This window comes from Verrucomicrobiota bacterium, assembly GCA_037139415.1.
Classification (GTDB): domain Bacteria; phylum Verrucomicrobiota; class Verrucomicrobiia; order Limisphaerales; family Fontisphaeraceae; genus JBAXGN01.
Genome location: JBAXGN010000037.1, coordinates 1 through 19,815, shown reverse-complemented (window position 1 = coordinate 19,815; position 19,815 = coordinate 1). Strand labels below are relative to the sequence as shown.

Here is a 19,815-nt window from a genome sequence, read left to right as displayed (position 1 = left end):
TCGCATATCCATGCGACCAACGGAACGGACCCCCCCCCCATATTGGCTGTTCTTTGACGTTTCCAGACCGGTGGCGTTTCATATTTTCATGAAGGAAAGCGCTGTATTCCAGGCACTCCACAAAATCACTCACCGGGCTTCCCGCCATACATGCGCTGGTACAACTTTTTGTGAATCTCCGCGTAGCGCTGTACCGTCCGGGCGTATGGGCGTCCGTCCTGCTGAATCAACCCCTGCTTCAGCACCTTCTCGCGGGGCAGGTCAATGTATTCGCAGCGATGAATACCAACCATATACGGACGCCCGAACGCATCATCCAGATATCGGGACCAGACATCCGCCGCTTGGTCTTCCGTCGGCCATGACCCCCACATTCCATTTGGATATTTAGGCGCGGAAAAATTCACCGCGAAATCGCAGAACAATATCGGTTTGCCGGTGATTGCAGCAATCTTATCATACAACTCTGTGTTATACCGGTCCCGGTCGAAGGGCTGAATCGCCACTCCATCGAGATACGGTGCCGCTTCCGTGAGGACTGATTCAAGCAGCAGTAAATCCGTCCCTGCATAGCGGTCGCCAAAAATCAGGTGATGCGGATCAAGCTTGCGAATCTCATCGTGGCAAAGCTGGTAATACTTTCGTGCGACAATCACCACGAAGGCTTTGTCATCTTCCATGACCGTCGGTGCGTCTGGTTTAACATTGGCCCAAGCGGTTTCCGCCAGGAGCCCCGCACGATCCGTTGCACTCGTGCCATACGCCTGGTTGATTGCCGCTATCACCTTGTGCCGCGTCAGCAGAAAATCCACGTACTGCACCTTGCCCGGCGCTGTGGCCGTCAGTTTGCGATAGGCAATTGCCCAATCGTTCTCTTTCTTTCGCGCCGCTTGGTTCCACCACAGGGGCAGGTCCACGTAGAAATACCCGATCAGTTTTTTCGCGTTTTTGACCGGATTAACGTGTTGCGCAATCCGATTGGCAAGTGTCTCGCGCACGGATTCATCAAACAAATCGAGCCGCTCAGGAGTTTTCGAAAACCTTGAAATGCCAAGCAGGTCTTCCAACGAAACCATCAGTGGCAACTCGCTCATCATCGCCTGATCTCTGCTTTTCCAAACCGCCCCATAGCCTGCGCTATTGAATCCCCAACGCCGCAGGTTGTCCGCCACATCCTTCGTCAAGGCGGTTTGATCACTATGATACGCCGCCTCGTAGATCGGAAGCGTAGCGGTAGCCATAATATGCACCACGCCCAAGGAGATCATCCCATGGCCCTCCGGCGTAACCAACCACCAGCGGCCCTTGAGTTGCTGCAAGGCAAACCACTCGGTGGCCTGGCCTGGGATGCTTTTTGAGCCGCCATAGGCATCCAAGTCGAGCCGCACCTTCACGGTCAGCGGGAAGTCGAACAAGGTATCATCCATCTCGTCGGTCAGGGTGAATACAATTTTGTCGGGTGCAACGCTCTTCACTTCCAACCTGGACGTGTCACGTTCCTGACCGTACATGGCGACCTCGCGGAATAGCCCCAACCACAATTCGCCGCTCTGGACTTTCCCTTGAATATAGGTGAACCGCTTTTCACAGCTCGCTATTTGGGCCGCGTCATCAGTCTTGATCCAGTGGAAGAACCCGACCCACCAACCACGCCAATACACGTTCTTAGGCGACTTCTCAAACACGGTCACCAGATTGCCACCGGGAAATTTGGCCTCAGAGATATTGAAAGCGCTCGTGGCATGGACCTGAAGATAGTCGATGGCATTCGCTGGGTTGATCGTTGCGACACCGGTGCGTCCCGCAATATAATACTTCGCCGCCAGAGCCGGATCATTCAGGGCCTGATTTTTACCGCCGGGATAGGCGAGGGTGAGGCATCGGGCACCCGGCACGTTCGCGTTAACGGTCTTTTGCGAATCGGCGTATTCGGTTTCCATGTTCTTCCATGTTGGCGACTCGGTGTGCAAATGGTTAACGGTGTGGGACTGCACGTCGCAGCCTGCCGCCAGGACCTTCTTCCAGGCGTCCCAAGTGCCGCCGTTTGCGTTCTTGCCGTTGACGTTGCCGGTGATAAGCCACCAGGTGGGCCGTAAACCGTATTTTTTGCACATATCCAGCCACCACGGCAGGTTGGCGGCACAGTTGTCATCAACACCCGTGGATGCGGCCGCAACGGCATCGTCTTTCCACAGGCAAATACTGGCATCGCCTACCTTGACCGGCCAGTCCCGGTCTCGCAGTTCAAAGCGCGGCTTGGTGGCTTTCCCAAAAAGATTGCGCCGCTGAAATGGGTTCGGTGCCACCATCGCGATGCCTGAGGCTGCCGGTGTGGATGTGACAGCAAGATTGCCAGCCACGCCCACAACAGCCGGTGTGGTTTCGGCAGCGCGCAGCGCGGGCAGCGGTGCCAGCAGCGAAACAGTAACTGCGAAAATGGTGTAAAATCGGCTCATATTACGCAATATTTTGACGGCAAGGGAGATCGTTCATTCGACGCATCCGCAAGGTGGCGAGCGGACTTTGTGGATCGGGCGCAATTTCTTATCCATTGTACCCCGACGATCAGCCACATGCGTCTTTTGAAATTGCTGGATTTGTTCATGGCAGGTTATGGCTCGGCCCCCAATTTCAATGACCAGACTTCCGGCGACCGGACACCGGGACGAATTTCACCGTTGGGCATGACAAACTGGTTTTGCCAAAACGCCACCGGCAGCACGGCGCGCGGGGCAGGCACTGGTCCCGCCACCTGCCAGGCATCGGTGATCGTGTCGTAAACGAGAATGTCCCTGGCAAACCCGGGATGTTTATCCGGCGGAGTGAACCCCACATGGGAACCATCATCCCCGCCCACCAGGTAAAAGCGGTTACCACAAACGGGCGCCGGGGAAGGTCCGGCCACGCAAGGCCTGGGCAAATCAGCAAGGCGTTTCCAGCCCTTGGCAGGTTGATAGCACCAAGCATCGGTAAGATATACGCGGGTCATTTTGTTGGTGCTATTTTGCAATGTGGCGCCACCGGCAACATAGCACGTCCCCGCCAGCGATGCCGCTACTGGCAGCAGACGTGCTTTGCCAGGACAGGGTTCAAGCTCTTTCCACGCCGCAGGCGCAGAGAGGTCCAAAGCAAACAACCGGTTAAACACCGAAACCTCGCCAGGAACATCTGAGCCGCCAAAAACGTAAAGGACCGAGCCCACCACCGCCCCCGCTCCATTAGCCATGGGTACTGGCAACGACGGGAGTAGCCTGATTTTCACGCTACTACCCGACAGGGTTACCATAAAAGCATCCGCGTAATGGCGCTCTAGGTCGCTGCCCCCAACACAAACCATGCCCTCGGCTGTCGTTACCGAGACACCGTAACCCAAGGGGCGCGGCAGTTTACCCACTTTTTTCCATTCACCGGTGGGAGTGGCAAGGGCAAAAATGCCGTCGTACCAAATCTTTTTGCCACCTTCCCAAGGCTTTTTCCCCGGGAAGTTGGCTCCGCCTGCCACTAGCAGAGACCCTTGACTGACTCCCGCAAAAGCACCGGCAAACCCTTCACGATCCGGGATGGGTGGCAACTGTTTCCACAAGAATGAAGGACTATCTCCAGCGACCTGGGCCATTAAAGCAAGATTCATAATCAACATGGACAGCAACCAACTCTCGGAAAAAACACTTATTCCGCAACCACGGGCATTCCGTGCTCGCTCATCCAAGCTGTTTTTGCTGCCAGACATGGCGGCAGCATAAGCGTTCCGCCGGAATTTTCCATGAGAAACTTGGGAGATGATCTGAAGATCAACGGCATCATTTCCGTAGTCGAGCGGATGGTTTTGCGCTAGTTTAGGGCGCGCATGAGAGATTTGAGTGGCCCACCCATTCGTTTGTTTGCGGCAAAATTTGCCGGGCGGTTGGCTTTTGCGCAGGCGCTCCTCATTCATCAGCGTTCTCATTTTGAACGACGGTAGATTGATAGAATTATGACCAAATCCAAAATCAAACCCCATCCACTAACTCACGCTGACTTACTGCAGCTTAAACGGTGGAATACGCCTACCATTTACAATGGCTGGGAGCAAATTACCAAGCATGACGCCACGACGGACGCCTTTAACCGCGAGGAAACCCGTGATTTCATGCCGCACATGGGACCAATGGTGGGCTATGCGGTGACGGTGATCATCCAGCCTAGCAATCGCAAGTATGCAGTAAAACATCCCAAAGCTTGGAGCGAATACCGCCAGTATATTGCCAGCGTGTCCGGCCCCAAGATCGTAGTGGTGCAAGACCTGGACAAGCCGAACCATGTGGGCGCTTTTTGGGGAGAGGTCAACAGCAACATCCACCGTGCGCTGGGCTGCGTGGGCAGCATCATTGACGGTTGCATCCGTGACGTGGACGAAATGAACAACGCCGGATTCAAAGCGCTGGCGCGCCGTCTCTGCGTAGGCCATGCGTGTGTGGCACCCATGCGCTGGGGGGGCGAAGTCGAAGTATTTGGCCGCAAAATCCGGCCGGGCCAATTGATCCACGCTGATAAGCACGGTTTCCTGGCACTGCCGTTCGGTGAGGAGCGAGATTTACTGGAAGCGGCCCGTTTTATGGATGCCAACGAATGCAACACGCTCATTCCTGCGGCGCGCAGTGCCAGCGGCAAACCGAGCGCCGAAATTCTGCAGGCGATTGATGAGGCAGCGTCGGCGTTTGGCCAGGCAGTGCGTGGCAAGTTTCAGCGGCACGGGGAGTGGTGAGGAGGGTGTATTTCAGGTTGCTATCAGTTCAGTGAACTTCATTGGTCGGGACCCGAATAAATACGCACATTCCTGAATTGACTGCCGCCCCAGGTCCACAAACCGGGGAAAGCAGGCCGCGCAGTCTTGGGATCACTGCGCGCGGTCAACAGTTCCTTGCCATCAATGAGGAGTTGCACCTTGCCGTTGGGCAACACCTGAGCAATGACGTGATACCACTGATTGGGCGCGCCCTTGGCCAGCGACGAATCGGAACTTGCCACTTTGTTTCCAGCGATCAGGATGCGGCTGCCCATATCGCCGGAGGCAAACGCGAAGAGGTAACCGCTTCCCATTTTCGCCGGGTCCGGCAACCAGAAGCAGGATAGATCGGCAGGCGATTCGCTGCGCGCGTCATATTCGATGCGCACGGGTGGGGAAATTTTCTTCGTGAACGCAAGGAAGGAAGGTTCTTTGCCGACCAGCGCACCGTCCTGAATGAACCATTGACCGGAGACGACTTTCCATGAGTTGCCGAGGAGACGACCATCGAAGTCGTCGGCATGGACCTGCCGCCACGCAACCCCGCCGCTCTCTTGCAGCGCGCCGGCGCGCGGCGGTTTCGGAGAAGGTGGAGCGAGCGCCTTCAGCGCCTTCAGCTCAGCCAACGGTACTTGCCGCACATGGGTTTGCTCGTCCAAAGAAAGTTCCTTGAACTCGGCCGTGACTTCCCATGGGCCGCTCTCCACCGACGATTTGCAAAGTAAAATATTGTCACCTTCCTGCAAATCGAGCCGCAGCGTCTTGAAACCGTGGGGTGCCATGCTGACCACGAGACGTTCTTTGAGCCATAGTTGCAAACCGCCCCGGCACGTCACGCTGAGTTCGATGGGAATCGCTTGGTCGGCACGCAGACAAGTCACCGCGAATGCGGTGACGGATTCGGCTGTTCCGAAAAGTTTGCTCAAAGTCAGATACTTGTTGGGCAACTCGACCGGCTGCCATTTGACCTGGCCGGTGAGTCCGGCATACTCTGCGCCCAAGTCGAGCCGTCGTTCCGGAGGATGTATGCTGGTGTCGGGGAGCGCGCCGCTGACTTTGGCAAACGGACCGATGACCATCCAACGAGACAAGTCGCGTCCCGCAATATCCAGGCGATCCACGACGGTCAGCGCGCCGCCGTCCAGGGTCAGGTTGAAACGCACGGGCAGAAACTTCGCATCCGCCTTTTCCAGCACGGTCACGGACGATTTAAAGTTTACAACTTGGAAGGGAGGCATCTGTACCGCCCCGCTGTTGGCGACCTTCCAGCCCGATGGGGGAACCACCTCGAACTGCACGCCGACTTCGGGTGACCACGGTTCGGTGCGAACGTCAACGGCGACATCGGATTTTCCTGCCTTGCCGGAAGCGAACGATTTCATCGGCGAGAAGTCACAGCGCAGGCCGACCAATAACGCCGCCATCTCGGGCGTGGTGCCCTGCGGCTGACAACGCGCAACTTCGTCCCACAGTTGCTTGCGCAGCCGCGCGCATTGATCGGCCAGCTCTGGCGACGCTGCGGGGCGGTTCGCGAGTTCGGTAACAGCACGTTCGATGGTGCTGATGCCGGCTTTTTCACCGAGCAGGAACTTCACGCCCTGGACTTGGTAGCCGAGCCGTTCGGCGGGATGAATCCAGGTGTTGGTTCCGTCGTCACGCAACGGCCGCAACGCCCGCTCAATGCGGTTATTTCGCAGCAGCGTGTCGCGATGAAAGGGATACACGTCCAGCGCCAGCGGCGTATCGGCGATGATATTGCCCTCGATGAGGGTATCGCGGCAAACATACCCCGTGCCGTCAGCAGGCGGGGCGAGCTTGAAAGGATGCGGGCGCCCGGCCATCGAACCGAAAATCTGATTGTCGCGGGCAGTGTTGTTGCGAACGACGTTGCCAATGCCGATGATGGCGGGCGGCTGGTTCACAGTGCCTTCGACGCAAGGGCCCACAACCCCGCTCATGGACTGGCCTTGTTGATAAACAAAGCCTTGCGACAGATCGTTGTTCAGGAACTGGTTGAAACAACAAATCGTGAGATGAAACAGTTGTTTCTTCTCACTCCAACCGTTGCCCCCACCGAAGCCATGCATCCCCCCGGTGCGTTCGGAGCGGTTGCCATCCACGATCAAACCATAACATTGGCAGTAGAGTTGGATCGCCACGCTGGCATCAGAACAGGTATTGTTGGCCACCACCGTTTCGGTTTTTGCCGTGACGAACGCAAGGTGGCTGGTCTCGTCAGGCGGCACGGCGAACGGACGCGCCAGGGTGACGGTCGTCTCCGAATTATCCACGACCGGAATATATTGGCCGAGACCTTTGCCGAACGCAACGTAACAGGCCTGGCCTTTGAGCACGCCGGGGGTCCACGTTTTCGCCGCGCCGGAGTAATCGCGAACGGTCAACGAGTTGCCGTCCACCTTGACAGCCTGGCCCCGCCACGCAGCGAAATAGGGCGAGTCAAACGAGAGCGCCTCGCGATCAATGCCATACATGTGGCGGAAGGTGTTGCCCGCAAAATGCACGCGGTAAGCCTGGCCTTGGAAACCGCCACCGGTCCCTTCGCTGTCACGCGGCTCGATGAGGTTATTTTCGAAGACCATTTCGCGGGCATCCCAAGTCAGGTAGGCGCCGCCGCGACCGTTGCCGAGACGATTCCCGACGATACGACAGCGATGCGCGCCGAAAAGCGCGAACGGGCCGCCGGCACTGACCACTTCGCAGTCGGAGATTTCCATGTCCGGCCCGGCCAGCATGATGGTGGTCATGCCTTCGGTCTCGGTCGTCTTGATCGGATCGCCGTCTGGGAACCGGGACCGATGCGAATAGCGGACGTGTTGCAACATCAGACGGCGCAGATGCGCGTTGTGACCGAACTTTTGCGCCGGCACATAACCCCGCGCGTGAGAATAGGCCGAAGGTATGTCCGGGCAGACAACCAGGCGCCGCGCGGTTTGCGCGACGATGGAGAGTTCCTCGACAACAAAATCACCGTTGCCAGCCAACACCGTGTCGAACTCCGGCAATTCCTTCGGCGCATACAACCAGACCCACTCGCGCTTCTCACCGCGCAAAACCGTCTTCGCGGGGATGACCAGTTTGCCGGTAATTTTGTAATTGCCGCGCGGCACAAAGACCACGCCGCCGCCGTTGGCCGCCGCTTTGGCCAACGCCGCCTCGAACGACGGCGTGTCATCTTGCAAATTTTCGCCCTTCCCGCCCACCCGGTCGCCGCGCGCGCCAAAATCACGGACGTTAAACTGCGTCGTCGGCCACGGTTCGCGCTTGGCAACGCGGACCGCGAGTGGTTCGCCGAAACCCGCATCACCGCCAAAACCGTTGTGGACCCAGAGCGCATATTCGCCCGGCGAAAGGGTCGGCGGCAGATTGAAACTGGCCGCGTATTTCTCCGCCTTCACCCCGGGCAGTTCCACGTTCGCACCATGGCCGATGAGCCAGGCGCGCGTCTTGTCGCCAAAATTATTTCCAAACACGCGGATCGTTTCGCCAACAAATGCGTTTTCATTTTCGCCACCGAGCCACCACCAAGGCTTTGTGCGGTTCAGAAAAATCGTCGCCGACGTGCCGCCGGTACCCGTGAGTTTGACGGCGAACAAGCCGGTCTTCCAATCCGCCAGCAGCCGCACCTTCGCCGAGAGGTCCGAGGCCTGGAGCACTTCGAGCGGCACGGCACCTGCTTCCGCGAATGCCGTTTTCAGCGGCGGAGCGACGATGGCGGCATCCGGCACCCGCCAGCCGACCGCCTTCACATTCGGCCCGATGCTGTCGCCAAAGAGCAGCGCCGTCTCTCCGGGCAAGATCGGTTCCGAGGCCCAAAACACTACCGGCACGCCGCCTTGGCGGGAAGTATCGGCAGCGGGCAACGCGACCAGCGGTGCCAGCAGCAGGGCAGTGAGGAGTGGGAAGGTGTATTTCATGGCGGGAACGCTAAATCCCGCTCTTGGAGCCGTCAACCCTGTTTTTTTACATTTCCCCCCTGCTTTGGCGAGCTTTGACGTTGCTGGATGGGGGGGCGGTTCTGGAACAAATAGTCCGGTTAAGCGGGCAATCGGTTCGCCACGGGCGTGACTGCGGTTGGGGACCGGGAAATTCGCCAATCGCCGTGTGCTTACGCTGCAATTGGGTCTCCTTTAGGGCGTTATTAGCGTCGAAACCATTTTTTAGGCCACTTCCAATTTAGGAAGTACCTTTCGGAACCTTTGGAAGGCCATTGTAACTTTCCACGCCAGTTTCCTCCGCTGATGCAGTTCATGTTCCACTTCTGCGTCGGTCGCTTGAGGATGAACAGCACGGATGCCGACCCGGGCCATCTGGCTGGCCAGTTCATGTAAACGCAAAGAAATTGCAATGCGCTCTTCACACGTCATCTCACGATAACGTTCGATCTGTTTTTCAATGCCAGTTCAGGTGTCATCTTGCCACTTTCTCTGCGGCCTTATCCAAGGTTCAACCCCAATCTTATGGGATTTTACACGGTGCGTATTTCAACGGACACTGGCACTAAAACATCGCTGGCTCCGGCTTGGCTGCCGGCACTGAAATCAGCGGCGCACCATCCGGTCCCTCGGGATACTCAAACGTTTTGCCCTCGAAATTACGCAACACCAACCGGTCTTTATCGCGACCCAACACATATTCCGGATTCACCGGAATTTTGCCACCGCCACCGGGCGCATCAATGACGTATTGGGGCACCGCGTAGCCCGAGGTGTAACCGCGCAGTTGGGACATGATCTCCAAACCACGCCGTACGCTGGCCCGCAAATGCGCCGAGCCGGTGATCAAATCACATTGGTACAGGTAATACGGGCGCACCCGGCACATCAGCAGTTTTTGCACCAGCGCCTTCATGATGTCGGGATGATCATTCACGTGCCGCAGCAGCACGGATTGGTTGCCCAGCGGGATTCCTGCGTCGGCCAGGCGGCCCAGCGCCTCGCGCACTTCCAGCGTCAATTCCCGGGGATGATTCACATGCACGCTGACGAACAGCGGATGGAATTTGCGCAGCATGGCCACCAACTCCGGCGTGATGCGTTGCGGCAGGAAAATGGGAATTCGGGAACCGATCCGCAAAAATTCGACATGCGGAATCGCCCGCAGGCGCGTCAGCAAGTACTCCAGTTTTTCATCATTGAGCAGCAACGGATCACCGCCGCTGAGCAGGACATCCCGAATCTCCTCATGCTTTTGAATGTACGCAATCTGGCGCTCGAACTCGGGATGGAAATCGTAGCCCGAGGCATTACTGACCAGCCGGGAGCGGGTGCAGTACCGGCAATAGGAGGCGCAACGATCCGTCACCAGGAACAGAACCCGGTCTGGGTACCGGTGAACCAAACCGGGCACCGGCGAATGCGCTTCTTCACCACAGGGATCGCTCAGCTCCCAAGGGGAGGTGTGGCTTTCCTCGACGCGCGGGATCACCTGGCGTCGGATGGGGCAGAATTCATCAGCCGGATCAATCAGGTTGAAATAATAGGGAGTGATGGCCAACGAGAGCTTGGCGGAGGCGAGCTGGATGCCGGCACGTTCCTCAGGAGTGAGGGTGGGCATCAGCCGCTCCAATTGCGGAAGGCTGACAATGCGATGCTTAAGCTGCCAGCGGTAATCACACCAATCGGACTCCGGCACCTGCGACCAAAACCCCTGGCCAGCAGATCGGAATTCTTTAAGTAATCGTGGGCTGGGCGGCTCTTTTCCCGCTTCCCCTTCAACCGTGGCAGACTCATCAAACATGATGGGGTAAATATATGGGGGATGGCGCGACTGTCAAGGGGGGCGAAAAATGTTCAATATTCTCCATTGGCAAAAACTGGACGACGCGTCGACGGCAAACCGTTACGGTAAGCCATTATGTTATTCGGAATAGATCATCGGATCATAACGCGCCTGTCTGGTAAAACGCCGGTCTTGGCAACCGTACTGGCGGCGATGCTGTTGCCGGTGTGCTTGCCAGCCGCGCAACCGCCGGTGCGCGTATTGATCCTCACCGGCCAAAATAATCACGATTGGAAACAGACGACGCCCAAGCTCAAAGGCATCCTGGTTGCCTGCGGGCGGTTTGAGGTGGATATTACGGAGACCCCCGAGGCCACCGATGGAGCAACCTTTTCCAAGTACGACGTGTTGCTCAGCAATTGGAATGCGTTTGGCACCGGGCAGAAGACGGATTGGCCGCCCAAAATGCGCGAGGATTTGTTGAACTTCGTGCGCCGGGGCGGCGGGTTTTTGGTGGTTCATGCCGGCGGCAGCAGCTATGAGGAGTGGACGGAATTCCAAACGCTCATCGGCGGCACTTGGGGCAAAGGCACCGGGCACGGTCCGCAGCATGAATTTGAAGTCAAGTTTACCGATTCGGAGCATCCCATCACGCGCGGATTGCAACCGTTCCGCACCACCGATGAGCTATGGCATCGCATAGCCACCCAGCCCAACAAACATGTGTTGGCCACCGCATTTTCCGCCCTGGACAAAAAAGGCTCCGGTGCCGACGAAATAATGGCGATGGTGATGGATTTTGGCCAGGGTCGCTGTTTCAACCTGGTGCTGGGGCATAACGTCACCGCCATGGAAGCCCCCGGATTCCAAGCGCTGCTCCAGCGCGGCACGGAATGGGCCGCCACGGGCAAGGTCACCATTCGTGGCGGGCCTGAACCGCTCAGTGACGAGGGATTGGCCGCCTTGCTGAAAACGGTGGCTAACTACCATTTTGGTGACAGCCGTGCGCCGTTAGCCGCGCTGGCCAAACAGGTGGACCTGGCTGCCGAAAACGAGGATGCGCGCGGCAAGATCGCGGCGGCGTTGGCGCGGCGCCTATCCGGCGAGGCTTCCTCGGAAGCCAAACCGTTCATCTGCGAACAGCTTTCTTTGGTGGGAACAGCGGCGGAGGTGCCAGTGCTGGCCGGATTGATTAAGGATACCAACCTGAATTACCATGCGCGCTTCGCTTTGGAGCGTATTCCCGCCCCGGCTGCCACCGAGGCGCTGATCAAAGCGCTGGCCGCCGCAAACGACACGGTCCGCATCGGTTTGATTCATTCCCTGGCTGCCCGCCGCGCTGCCAGCGCGATTGCGGTGATTGAACCCTTCTGCGCCAATCCGGACTCTACCACCGCCCGTGCTGCCATGGCGGCGCTCGGCAAAATCGGCACGGTGGAAGGTGCACGCGCTTTGCAACGCCTGATCAAGACTGTGCAGCCCGGTCTGAAACAAGATCTGGCTGCTGCCATGCTGCAGTGCGGGCAGAATCTGGCTGCCATCGGTAATGTTCACGAAGCCGCAGTCCTTTTTGAACAATTGACCGCGCCCGATCAACCGGCGCAGACGCGCTTGACGGCCTTTCCGCTCTATGTCGGTTTTTCCGGGGAAGCAGGCACTGCTAAAATCATGCCGACCCTCTTGGGGCAGGATGCGGTGCTGCAAAAAGCCGCGTTACGCGCCCTGCAAGCCATGCGCAGCCCGGCGCTGCTGAAGTCCGCCATGGCGGCGCTGGAAAAACTGCCCGCGCCTGTGCAGGAGCAACTCATCATTGTGTGCGGCATCGCTGGCGACGCCTCGCTGGTCGAGGTGGTGAGCCAAGCCACCGGAAACAGTGATCCCGGTGTGCGCCAGGCCGCCATCCAAACCTTGGGCCTGATCGGCAACGCTTCCGCGCTGCCGTGCCTGACAAAAATCGCGGTGGATACCACCGGCGATGAGCAAAAGACAGCCATGGAAGCCATGTCGCGTTTGCGCGGTGCCGGAGTGGATGACGGTTTGGCCAAGACTCTCCGGGAAGCCCAACAGCCCGCCGTACGCAGCTTGTTGATTCGGGTCATGGCCGTGCGCGGCACGCAGTCGGCTGTACCGGTGTTGTTGGCATTGGCCGCGACGCCCGATAAACCGGTGCGGCGGGAAGCCATCACCGCCATCGGGAAGATCGGCGATACCAGTGCGTTCAATTCTTTGGTGGCATTGTTGGAAAAGGTGGATGCCGGCGAACGCGCCACCGTGGAGAATGCGCTGGCCAGCCTGGCTACCCGCTTGGGCGGTGTCCCGCTGGTTTCCGGCGCGTTGGACAAAGCCTCCGCCGCCACCGGGAGTTCGCTCATCCAAGTGCTCGGCCAGATTGGAACCGCGCCGGCCTTGGATGCCATTCGCGGCCATCTGCTTTCCAAATCGCCCGAAATCCAACTGGCCGTCGTCCGCACCATGGCGGATTGGCCGGATGCCGCGCCCTTGAAGGATTTGCAATCCATGACCAACAGCCCGGATGAAAAGATTTGCGCGCTGGCCCAACGGGCGATTGCCCGAATGGCACCCCAACCGGTCGGCACGCCTTCCGCCGCCCCGGGCAAAACCATCCCGTCCCTGAATCTTGCGCTGGGTGCCACGGCGACCAGTCCCGATGGGTTGCAGGCCGACGGCGCGTCGGGAGGGGATAAAGCCGCCATTGATGGCGATCCGAAAACCTATTGGGATAAGACCGACAATCAGAAGCTTTACCGTCTGCGGGTGGAACTCAAGCAACCGGCACCGGTGGGTTATCTGCGCATCATGGGCTACCGACAGCACAATTACGCACCTAAAGATTTTGAAGTGCTCTGCGATGACAAGATCGTGAAAACGATCACCAACGCGCAATATCTCAACAACTGGTACACCGTCGAATTCCCTTCGGTCACCTGCCGGGTCGTGGAACTGAAAATCACCGGCAGTCACGGTCTTAGTCCAGCCGTCCGGGAACTGGAAATTTACAGCAAACCTTAATCGGCCAATCTCATGAAACCAATGCTTCTTTCACGTCGGGTATTTTTTCAACGCACCCTGGCCACTGCCGGAGCCGCCACGCTGGCCCCCCAACTGATTCATTCCTCGCTGCTCGGCGCGGATGCGCCCAGCAACCTCACCAACGTCGCGCACATCGGCGTGGGCGGACGCGGTAGCGCCTTGCATGGCGGCTTTCTCGGTATCAAATCCTGCCGGGTGGTCGCGGTGTGCGATTGTTTCAAGGAGCGCCGCGAGAAAACCGTGTCCAAGACCAACCAGGCTTATGGCGGCGACTATTGCAAGCCGTACCATGATCTGCGGGAAATGCTGGCCCGTGATGATCTGGATGCCGTGGTCATCGCGACTCCCGACCATTGGCATGTGCCTGCTGCCTTGCTCGCGGTGCGTTCCGGGCGCAGTGTGTACGTGGAAAAGCCATTGGGTTTGACCTTGGCCCAGGATCAGGCCCTGCGCGCCGCCTGCAAACGCCATGGCGCGGTGTTCCAATACGGCACCCAGCAACGCTCTTCCAATCACATTCGCTATGGTTGCGAGCTGGTGCGCAATGGGCGCATTGGCAAATTACTTTCTGTGGAAGTCGTCAGCCCGGCCAGCAGCCAGGGCGGTTCCACCACACCCATCCCGGTGCCGGAAGGTTTTGAGTACGACCTGTGGCTCGGGCCGGCGCCAGCAGCGCCTTACACCAAGGACCGGTGTACCAGTTCTGGGGCCTGGTTTGTCTCTGATTATGCGCTGGGATTCATCGCTGGCTGGGGGGCGCATCCGCTGGACGTGGCCGTATGGGGATTGGGTGATCGCCCGGAGGCGGTGCCGACCGAATACGCGGGCACCGGTGTATTCCCGACCGAAGGTTTGTTCAACACCGCCACCTCGTGGGATGTCCGTGGCCGCTACGCGAATGGCGTGACGTTCCATTTCCGCGGGCCGGGTGAAAACCTGACCGTCTTCACCGGGGATAAAGGCAAGGTGAGCATCAGCCGGGGCTGGCTCCGCACCGAACCCGAATCCCTCGCGAGCGAAATCATTCAGCCCGGCGAAATTCATCTACTGCACAGCGACAATCATTACAAAAACTTTGTGGATGGCGTGCGCACTCGGCAGAAAACGATTAACCCCGTGGAGACCGCCGTCTGGTCTGATTCCATCAGCCATTTAAGTGACATTGCCATCCGCACCGGACGCACCATCAAATGGGATTCCGTGAAAGAGCAAATCCTCGGCGATGATCAGGCTGCGCGGATGCTTTCCCGTTCCATGCGGGAACCGTGGACAATTTGAGTGGGCTTGGGGCGGCCTATTTGGCCAGGCGTGCCAGTTGTTCCCATAGGGCCTTTTCTTCGCGGCTGACCTGCTTGGGAATCAGAATGCTGATGGTCACCAACAGATCGCCGCGTTTGCCATTGGCCTCCGGCAGACCGCGTCCGCGCACGCGTAATTTCCCGCCCTGTTCCGTGCCCGGCGGTACCCGCACGGAAACGCGTCCCTCCAAGGTGAGCACTTCTACCGTTGCGCCCAGCACTGCCTGCCAGGGTTGAAGTTCCAGTTCATGATATAAATCAGCACCATGCACGGTAAAATCCGGATGCCGCGCCAGCCGCACCCGCAATAGCAGGTCGCCAGCCTCGGCTCCGTTCCAACCGGGATCGCCTTTGCCCGCCACGCGGATCAGTTGTCCCTCGCACACGCCTGCGGGAATACGCACCCGGAAAGTGTGCGTTTCCGTGGTTCCGCTTTGGGGATTCACTCGTTCGAGGGAAATGGAGCGCACCGATCCGTGCAGCGCCTCATCCAGCGTCACCATCAACGCGCCCTCCACATCACCGCCCCGTTGCGGTTGCTCCTGCTCCGTATCGGTTTCAAAATCAAACGGGTCCCGCCCGCGTCGCGTGAATCCCGCCCGTTGTCCGCCAAAGAACTGTTCAAAGAAATCGCTGTAACCCGTGCCGCCAAAGCGGAACTCGTGCATCGAGTCGCCATTGGCTCCCCGCTGATTCCATCCCGGGGGCGGGGTAAAGTTCTGCGCATTGCCCCCATCCGCTCCCAGCGCGTCATATTTGCGGCGCTTATCCGCATCACCCAGGACTTCGTATGCCTCGTTGATCTCCTTGAATTTTTCCTCCGCCACCGCCTTGTTGCGTGCGACATCGGGATGATACTCGCGGGCCAGCTTGCGGAAGGCGCTCCGGATTTCATCCTCCGTCGCGCCGCGTTCCACTCCCAGCACGCGATAATAATCTTTGTACCCGGCATTCATGGCAGATTCGCTCCCGTCTGGCATTCCCGGCCAAACGATGTCCCATCTTTACAATATCCGAATCCGACTCGTTTTTCAAATCGGATGCCCCTTTGTATCCCAAAAAAGACTGAGGACCGGCAGAGCCTTTTCCTTGCATAAGGCCCCCAACACTGCCGGTCCTTCAGATTGTTCACGTTCCACCTCCTCGCCGGTGGCGCAGGTGTTGCCACGCTGCGCCACCGTTTTTTGGCGGCCCGCGTTATGCCACTTTGACTTCGATGGCCTTTGGCAGCGCTTTCTCGCTCTTGGCCAAGTGTACTTTCAGCACCCCATCCTTGTACTCGGCCCCCACTTTGGTGCCATCCGCATCTTCCGGCAGCGTAAAGCTGCGTTCAAACCGGCCATAGAACCGCTCGATGCGATGATACCGTTTGCTCTTTTCCTCCTGTTCCGATTTCCGCTCGCCCTTGATGCTCAGCACCCCGTTCTCGACTGTCACCGCGATGTCCTCCTTCTTGATCCCTGGCAGTTCGGCCTTGATGGTGTATCCCTTGTCATCCTCGGCAATGTCCACCAGCGGCGCCCATTCCGTCACCCGCAAGGTTTCTTCTTTGTTATCCCCCGGAACTGTCCCGGTCCGATTAAAAATCGTGGATAACCGATTTTCCAACTCAACCATCTCTTTGAGAGGGTTCCAGGCTTTCATCGGAGTCCAATATGTCAATGCGCTCATAACTTCATCTCTTTCCGGGCGGACTTGGTTTCATGACTGGCTTGGTGTCCGCCCTGATTCCCAAACCAGATCCAACGTTTGTTCATTGCTTACCAACGCCCATCGCTGGCAAGTTTCATGGTTCTATAATAATCATTTTCCATGCCAGTGTTTTGTTGGTCAAATTGAATTTCGTAATGCATTAAATATTAGCATATTAGACATTTTATTCGTCCTTTATCATACATAAAAAAGAGCCAATATGACACATTAAAAATGTGTCATATTGACCCTGTTAAGGGTCTTGAAAGGCAGGTCCTTTGCCTTGCCTTCGGCGGTTGCTTTGGCAGCATCAAGGTCCGCGAACGCTTTGAGTTGTCGCTTGCGGTCGCCGTGGGGGCGAGGAGAGTGACAATAACAAGCATCTGACGCTGGAAGAGAAAAGAAAGGCGTGGGGAACGTGATCCGCAGAGAGCGCAGATCTTTCGCAGATGCCAAAATGCGGGAAACGGAATTGGTGTCCTTCTGCGAAATCTGCGGACAAAAGTTTACTTTAGATTTCGCGTCTTATAATAAAGTCATGTTTGACCGTTGGTATGCCGAATTATTGAAGGAAAAACTGGCCGGGAAGGGATCGAAGGTGAAAGCTAGCGTGCCGGTAGCAGAAATCGGGGCTTCGAGTCACGAAAAGGCTTGCTGGTATGGCAGAGTGGAATAAAACTTCGGTCAACGTGACCGATTGGCCCACGATGGGCGCAGGCCAAGGGTCGTCACAGCAAGATCATGAAACTATTCCTCACCATGTTGGGTGTGTTGTTGCTCGCCGGCACAGCGGCCGGAGCCGAAGCCTTGCCGCCGCATCCTCGACTGTTGTTCGACGACGCCGGCATCGCGCAGCTCAAACAGCGCGTGCAGCAGGAACCGTGGGCCTCGCAATGGACGGCGTTCCGCAAGAGTTTCGATAAGACGATGAATGCGCCCATCGAGCTGCCGCCGCGCGGCGGCAACTGGTTCCACTGGTATGTGTGCCCGACACACGGCGCGCGCCTGACGCAGGGCAAGCAGCTCGGCCCGTGGCATTGGGAGCACATCTGCCCGGTGGATAAGGAAGTTCTGCCCGGTGATCCGACCAAGCCTGACCGCGATTTTGATGGCGTTGCGATCAACCATCCGCACAGCAGCTACGCGACGGCGATTCGCAACGCCGGTATTTTGTTCCAGATCACCGGCGATGCGCGCTATGCCAAACGCGGCCGCGACATCCTGCTCGCCTACGCCGCGCGCTATCTCTCCTATCCGCTGCACACCACGCGCGGGCAGGCAAAGATCGGCGGCGGGCGCGTCGGACCGCAGACGCTCGACGAGGCGATGTGGCTGATTCCCGTCGCGCAGGGCGCGGACCTGATCTGGAACACACTCGCCGAGGCCGACCGCCGCACGCTGGCCGACAAACTCTTCCTGCCCGCCGCGCGCGATGTGATCCTTGCGCACAAGATGGGCGTACACAACATCCAGTGCTGGAAGAACAGCGCCGTCGGCATCACCGGCTATCTGCTCGGCGACACCGCGCTCATCAGCGCGGCGATCGATGACCCCGTCCGTGGCTACCGCACGCAGATGGCCAAGGGCGTGCAGCCCGACGGTGTCTGGTACGAGGGCGCGTGGGGTTACCACTTCTTCACCTTGGGCGCGCTCTGGCCGCTGACGGAGGCTGCGCGCAACTGCCACCTCAATCTCTACGGTGAGCCGCTGAAGAAAATGTTCGAGGCGCCGGTCAACCTCGCGATGCCGAACCTGAGCCTGCCGGCGTTTAACGACAGCGGCGAGGTCAACATCCGCAGCAGCGTGTTCGAGCTGGCCTATGCGCGCTATCGCGATCCGGTCTACCTCGTCGCGCTGGCCGACTCCAAGCGCCGCGATGAGATGGCGCTCTGGTTCGGCGTGCCGCAGTTGCCCTCGGCGCAGCACGCGGCGCTGCCCAGCCGCAACGCGCAGGACTCCGGCTACGCGATCCTCCAGCGCGGCGCTGGCGAGCAGGCCACGTGGCTTTGCCTGAAGTACGGCCCGCACGGCGGTGGGCACGGGCATCCCGACAAAAATAATTTCGTGCTCTACGCCCGCGGCAAGGTGCTCTGTCCCGATCCCGGCACACGCCCCTACGGCTCGCCGCTGCACGGCCAGTGGGACAAGGTCACGCTCGCCCACAACACGCTCGTCGTGGACGAAGGCAACCAGGCCGAGGCCACCGGCCAGTGCCTCGCTTTCGGCAATGATCACGGCTGCGACTTTGCGATGACCGACGCCGGACCGATCGCCAAGGGCGTCCGCTTCATCCGCACCGCTGTGATGCTCAACCAAAACCTGATCATCTTCTCCGACCAGATCACTGCCGATAAACCCCACACGTTCGATCTTGCAACGCACTGCAACGGCACGTGGCAAACTCCGCCGCCCGGCGGCGCGTTCACGCTCCCCGCGCAGAACGGCTACCAGCATCTCAAGAACGCCACGCTCTGCCGTACCAACGCCGCCATTGCGCAAACGTGCAACCTCGCGCCGGACTGGCGCGGCGTCATCGCTCTTGCCGCCGGCGAGCCCACCGATGTCATCACAACCACCGGCGTCGGCAAAAGCACGGCCGACCGGATTCCCATGACGATCTTCCGGCGCACCACCGCGCAGACCACGTTCGTCTGGGCGCTCGCACTCGATGGCACCGCGCCGACCTTGCAAGCGGTGCCACCAAAAAAAACGCAGCTCGATCCGACCGTCGCGATACGCGTCACCAGCGTCGCCAACTCGTGGAACCTCGCCATCAACACTGCCAAGGCCACCGTCCGCATCACGCCACTCGCAGATTAATTCGCACGGAGTTTACCTAATCCGCAATGCCGGCGAAGAACCAGACGGCCCTTATACAAAATCTGAGGTGCTGGAAATGTGGTACGCCGGGCAGCTTGGCAAGCAAACCGTGTTTGCGGCGGAAGGGTCGGACGCCTGGCACAGTGTTTCGGCCATCGTGCCGCCGGCCCACATGCAGCCCCGGAGAGGGGGACAAACGCAGCCTGTGGCGGCGAACCGCGAGTCAGTAGCCATGATGCAGATGAGATGATGCCGGGAGAGGGATCGTTGCGGTGGGTGTTGAACATTGACCGACCTGTGACATCAGCGTTCCCCCGTTCAGCAATGGGAAACCTGTGCGCCATCAATTCAATCCCTGCCTCCGTTCATTCCGGCAAGCCATCATCTCGTGTTCAGCATCAATTACCGAGGCGGGACTTGCACCCGCTGGCCTGTCAAAGATCGAAGGCT

At 58.7% G+C, this 19,815-nt stretch carries 11 protein-coding genes; 5 read left to right on the top strand and 6 right to left on the bottom strand.

Features of this window, described 5'->3' with window-relative positions:
• Positions 1-125: 125 nt before the first annotated feature.
• Together WCO56_08590 and WCO56_08585 are read right to left on the bottom strand one after the other, a co-directional pair.
• Positions 126-2,456 carry a polysaccharide deacetylase family protein gene (locus WCO56_08590; protein ID MEI7729618.1) on the bottom strand — a complete coding sequence of 777 codons (2,331 nt, stop codon included), beginning with the start codon at positions 2,454-2,456 and terminating at the stop codon, positions 126-128.
• 155 nt (positions 2,457-2,611) lie between these two features.
• On the bottom strand, positions 2,612-3,631 hold the full coding sequence (locus tag WCO56_08585) for a galactose oxidase (GenBank protein MEI7729617.1): 1,020 nt from the start codon (positions 3,629-3,631) through the stop codon (positions 2,612-2,614).
• 342 nt (positions 3,632-3,973) lie between these two features.
• Here WCO56_08585 and WCO56_08580 point away from each other — a divergent pair, with 342 nt between their 5' ends.
• Positions 3,974-4,744, top strand: a complete 771-nt coding sequence (locus WCO56_08580) for an RraA family protein (protein MEI7729616.1) — start codon at positions 3,974-3,976, stop codon at positions 4,742-4,744.
• A 38-nt stretch (positions 4,745-4,782) separates the two neighbouring features.
• Here WCO56_08580 and WCO56_08575 read toward each other — a convergent pair whose 3' ends face one another.
• Together WCO56_08575 and WCO56_08570 are read right to left on the bottom strand one after the other, a co-directional pair.
• Positions 4,783-8,700, bottom strand: a complete 3,918-nt coding sequence (locus tag WCO56_08575) for a glycosyl hydrolase family 28-related protein (protein MEI7729615.1) — start codon at positions 8,698-8,700, stop codon at positions 4,783-4,785.
• 583 nt (positions 8,701-9,283) lie between these two features.
• Positions 9,284-10,522 carry a KamA family radical SAM protein gene (locus tag WCO56_08570; GenBank protein ID MEI7729614.1) on the bottom strand — a complete coding sequence of 413 codons (1,239 nt, stop codon included), beginning with the start codon at positions 10,520-10,522 and terminating at the stop codon, positions 9,284-9,286.
• Between the two features lie 174 nt (positions 10,523-10,696).
• On the opposite strand from WCO56_08570, the gene WCO56_08565 reads away from it, so the two are divergent.
• Entirely contained in the window at positions 10,697-13,534 is a 2,838-nt protein-coding gene (locus WCO56_08565; protein ID MEI7729613.1) for a HEAT repeat domain-containing protein, read from the top strand.
• A 12-nt stretch (positions 13,535-13,546) separates the two neighbouring features.
• On the top strand, positions 13,547-14,833 hold the full coding sequence (locus tag WCO56_08560) for a Gfo/Idh/MocA family oxidoreductase (GenBank protein MEI7729612.1): 1,287 nt from the start codon (positions 13,547-13,549) through the stop codon (positions 14,831-14,833).
• A gap of 16 nt (positions 14,834-14,849) precedes the next feature.
• Here the strand turns inward: WCO56_08560 and WCO56_08555 are convergent, their stop codons facing one another.
• Together WCO56_08555 and WCO56_08550 are read right to left on the bottom strand one after the other, a co-directional pair.
• Positions 14,850-15,809 carry a J domain-containing protein gene (locus tag WCO56_08555; GenBank protein ID MEI7729611.1) on the bottom strand — a complete coding sequence of 320 codons (960 nt, stop codon included), beginning with the start codon at positions 15,807-15,809 and terminating at the stop codon, positions 14,850-14,852.
• Positions 15,810-16,050: 241 nt separating this feature from the next.
• The gene (locus WCO56_08550) at positions 16,051-16,524 is read right to left on the bottom strand and encodes an Hsp20/alpha crystallin family protein (GenBank protein ID MEI7729610.1); all 474 of its coding nucleotides are present in this window, start codon (positions 16,522-16,524) and stop codon (positions 16,051-16,053) included.
• Between the two features lie 430 nt (positions 16,525-16,954).
• On the opposite strand from WCO56_08550, the gene WCO56_08545 reads away from it, so the two are divergent.
• Together WCO56_08545 and WCO56_08540 are read left to right on the top strand one after the other, a co-directional pair.
• Positions 16,955-17,221 carry a hypothetical protein gene (locus tag WCO56_08545; GenBank protein ID MEI7729609.1) on the top strand — a complete coding sequence of 89 codons (267 nt, stop codon included), beginning with the start codon at positions 16,955-16,957 and terminating at the stop codon, positions 17,219-17,221.
• Between the two features lie 65 nt (positions 17,222-17,286).
• Positions 17,287-19,365, top strand: a complete 2,079-nt coding sequence (locus tag WCO56_08540) for a heparinase II/III family protein (GenBank protein ID MEI7729608.1) — start codon at positions 17,287-17,289, stop codon at positions 19,363-19,365.
• Positions 19,366-19,815 lie beyond the last annotated feature (450 nt).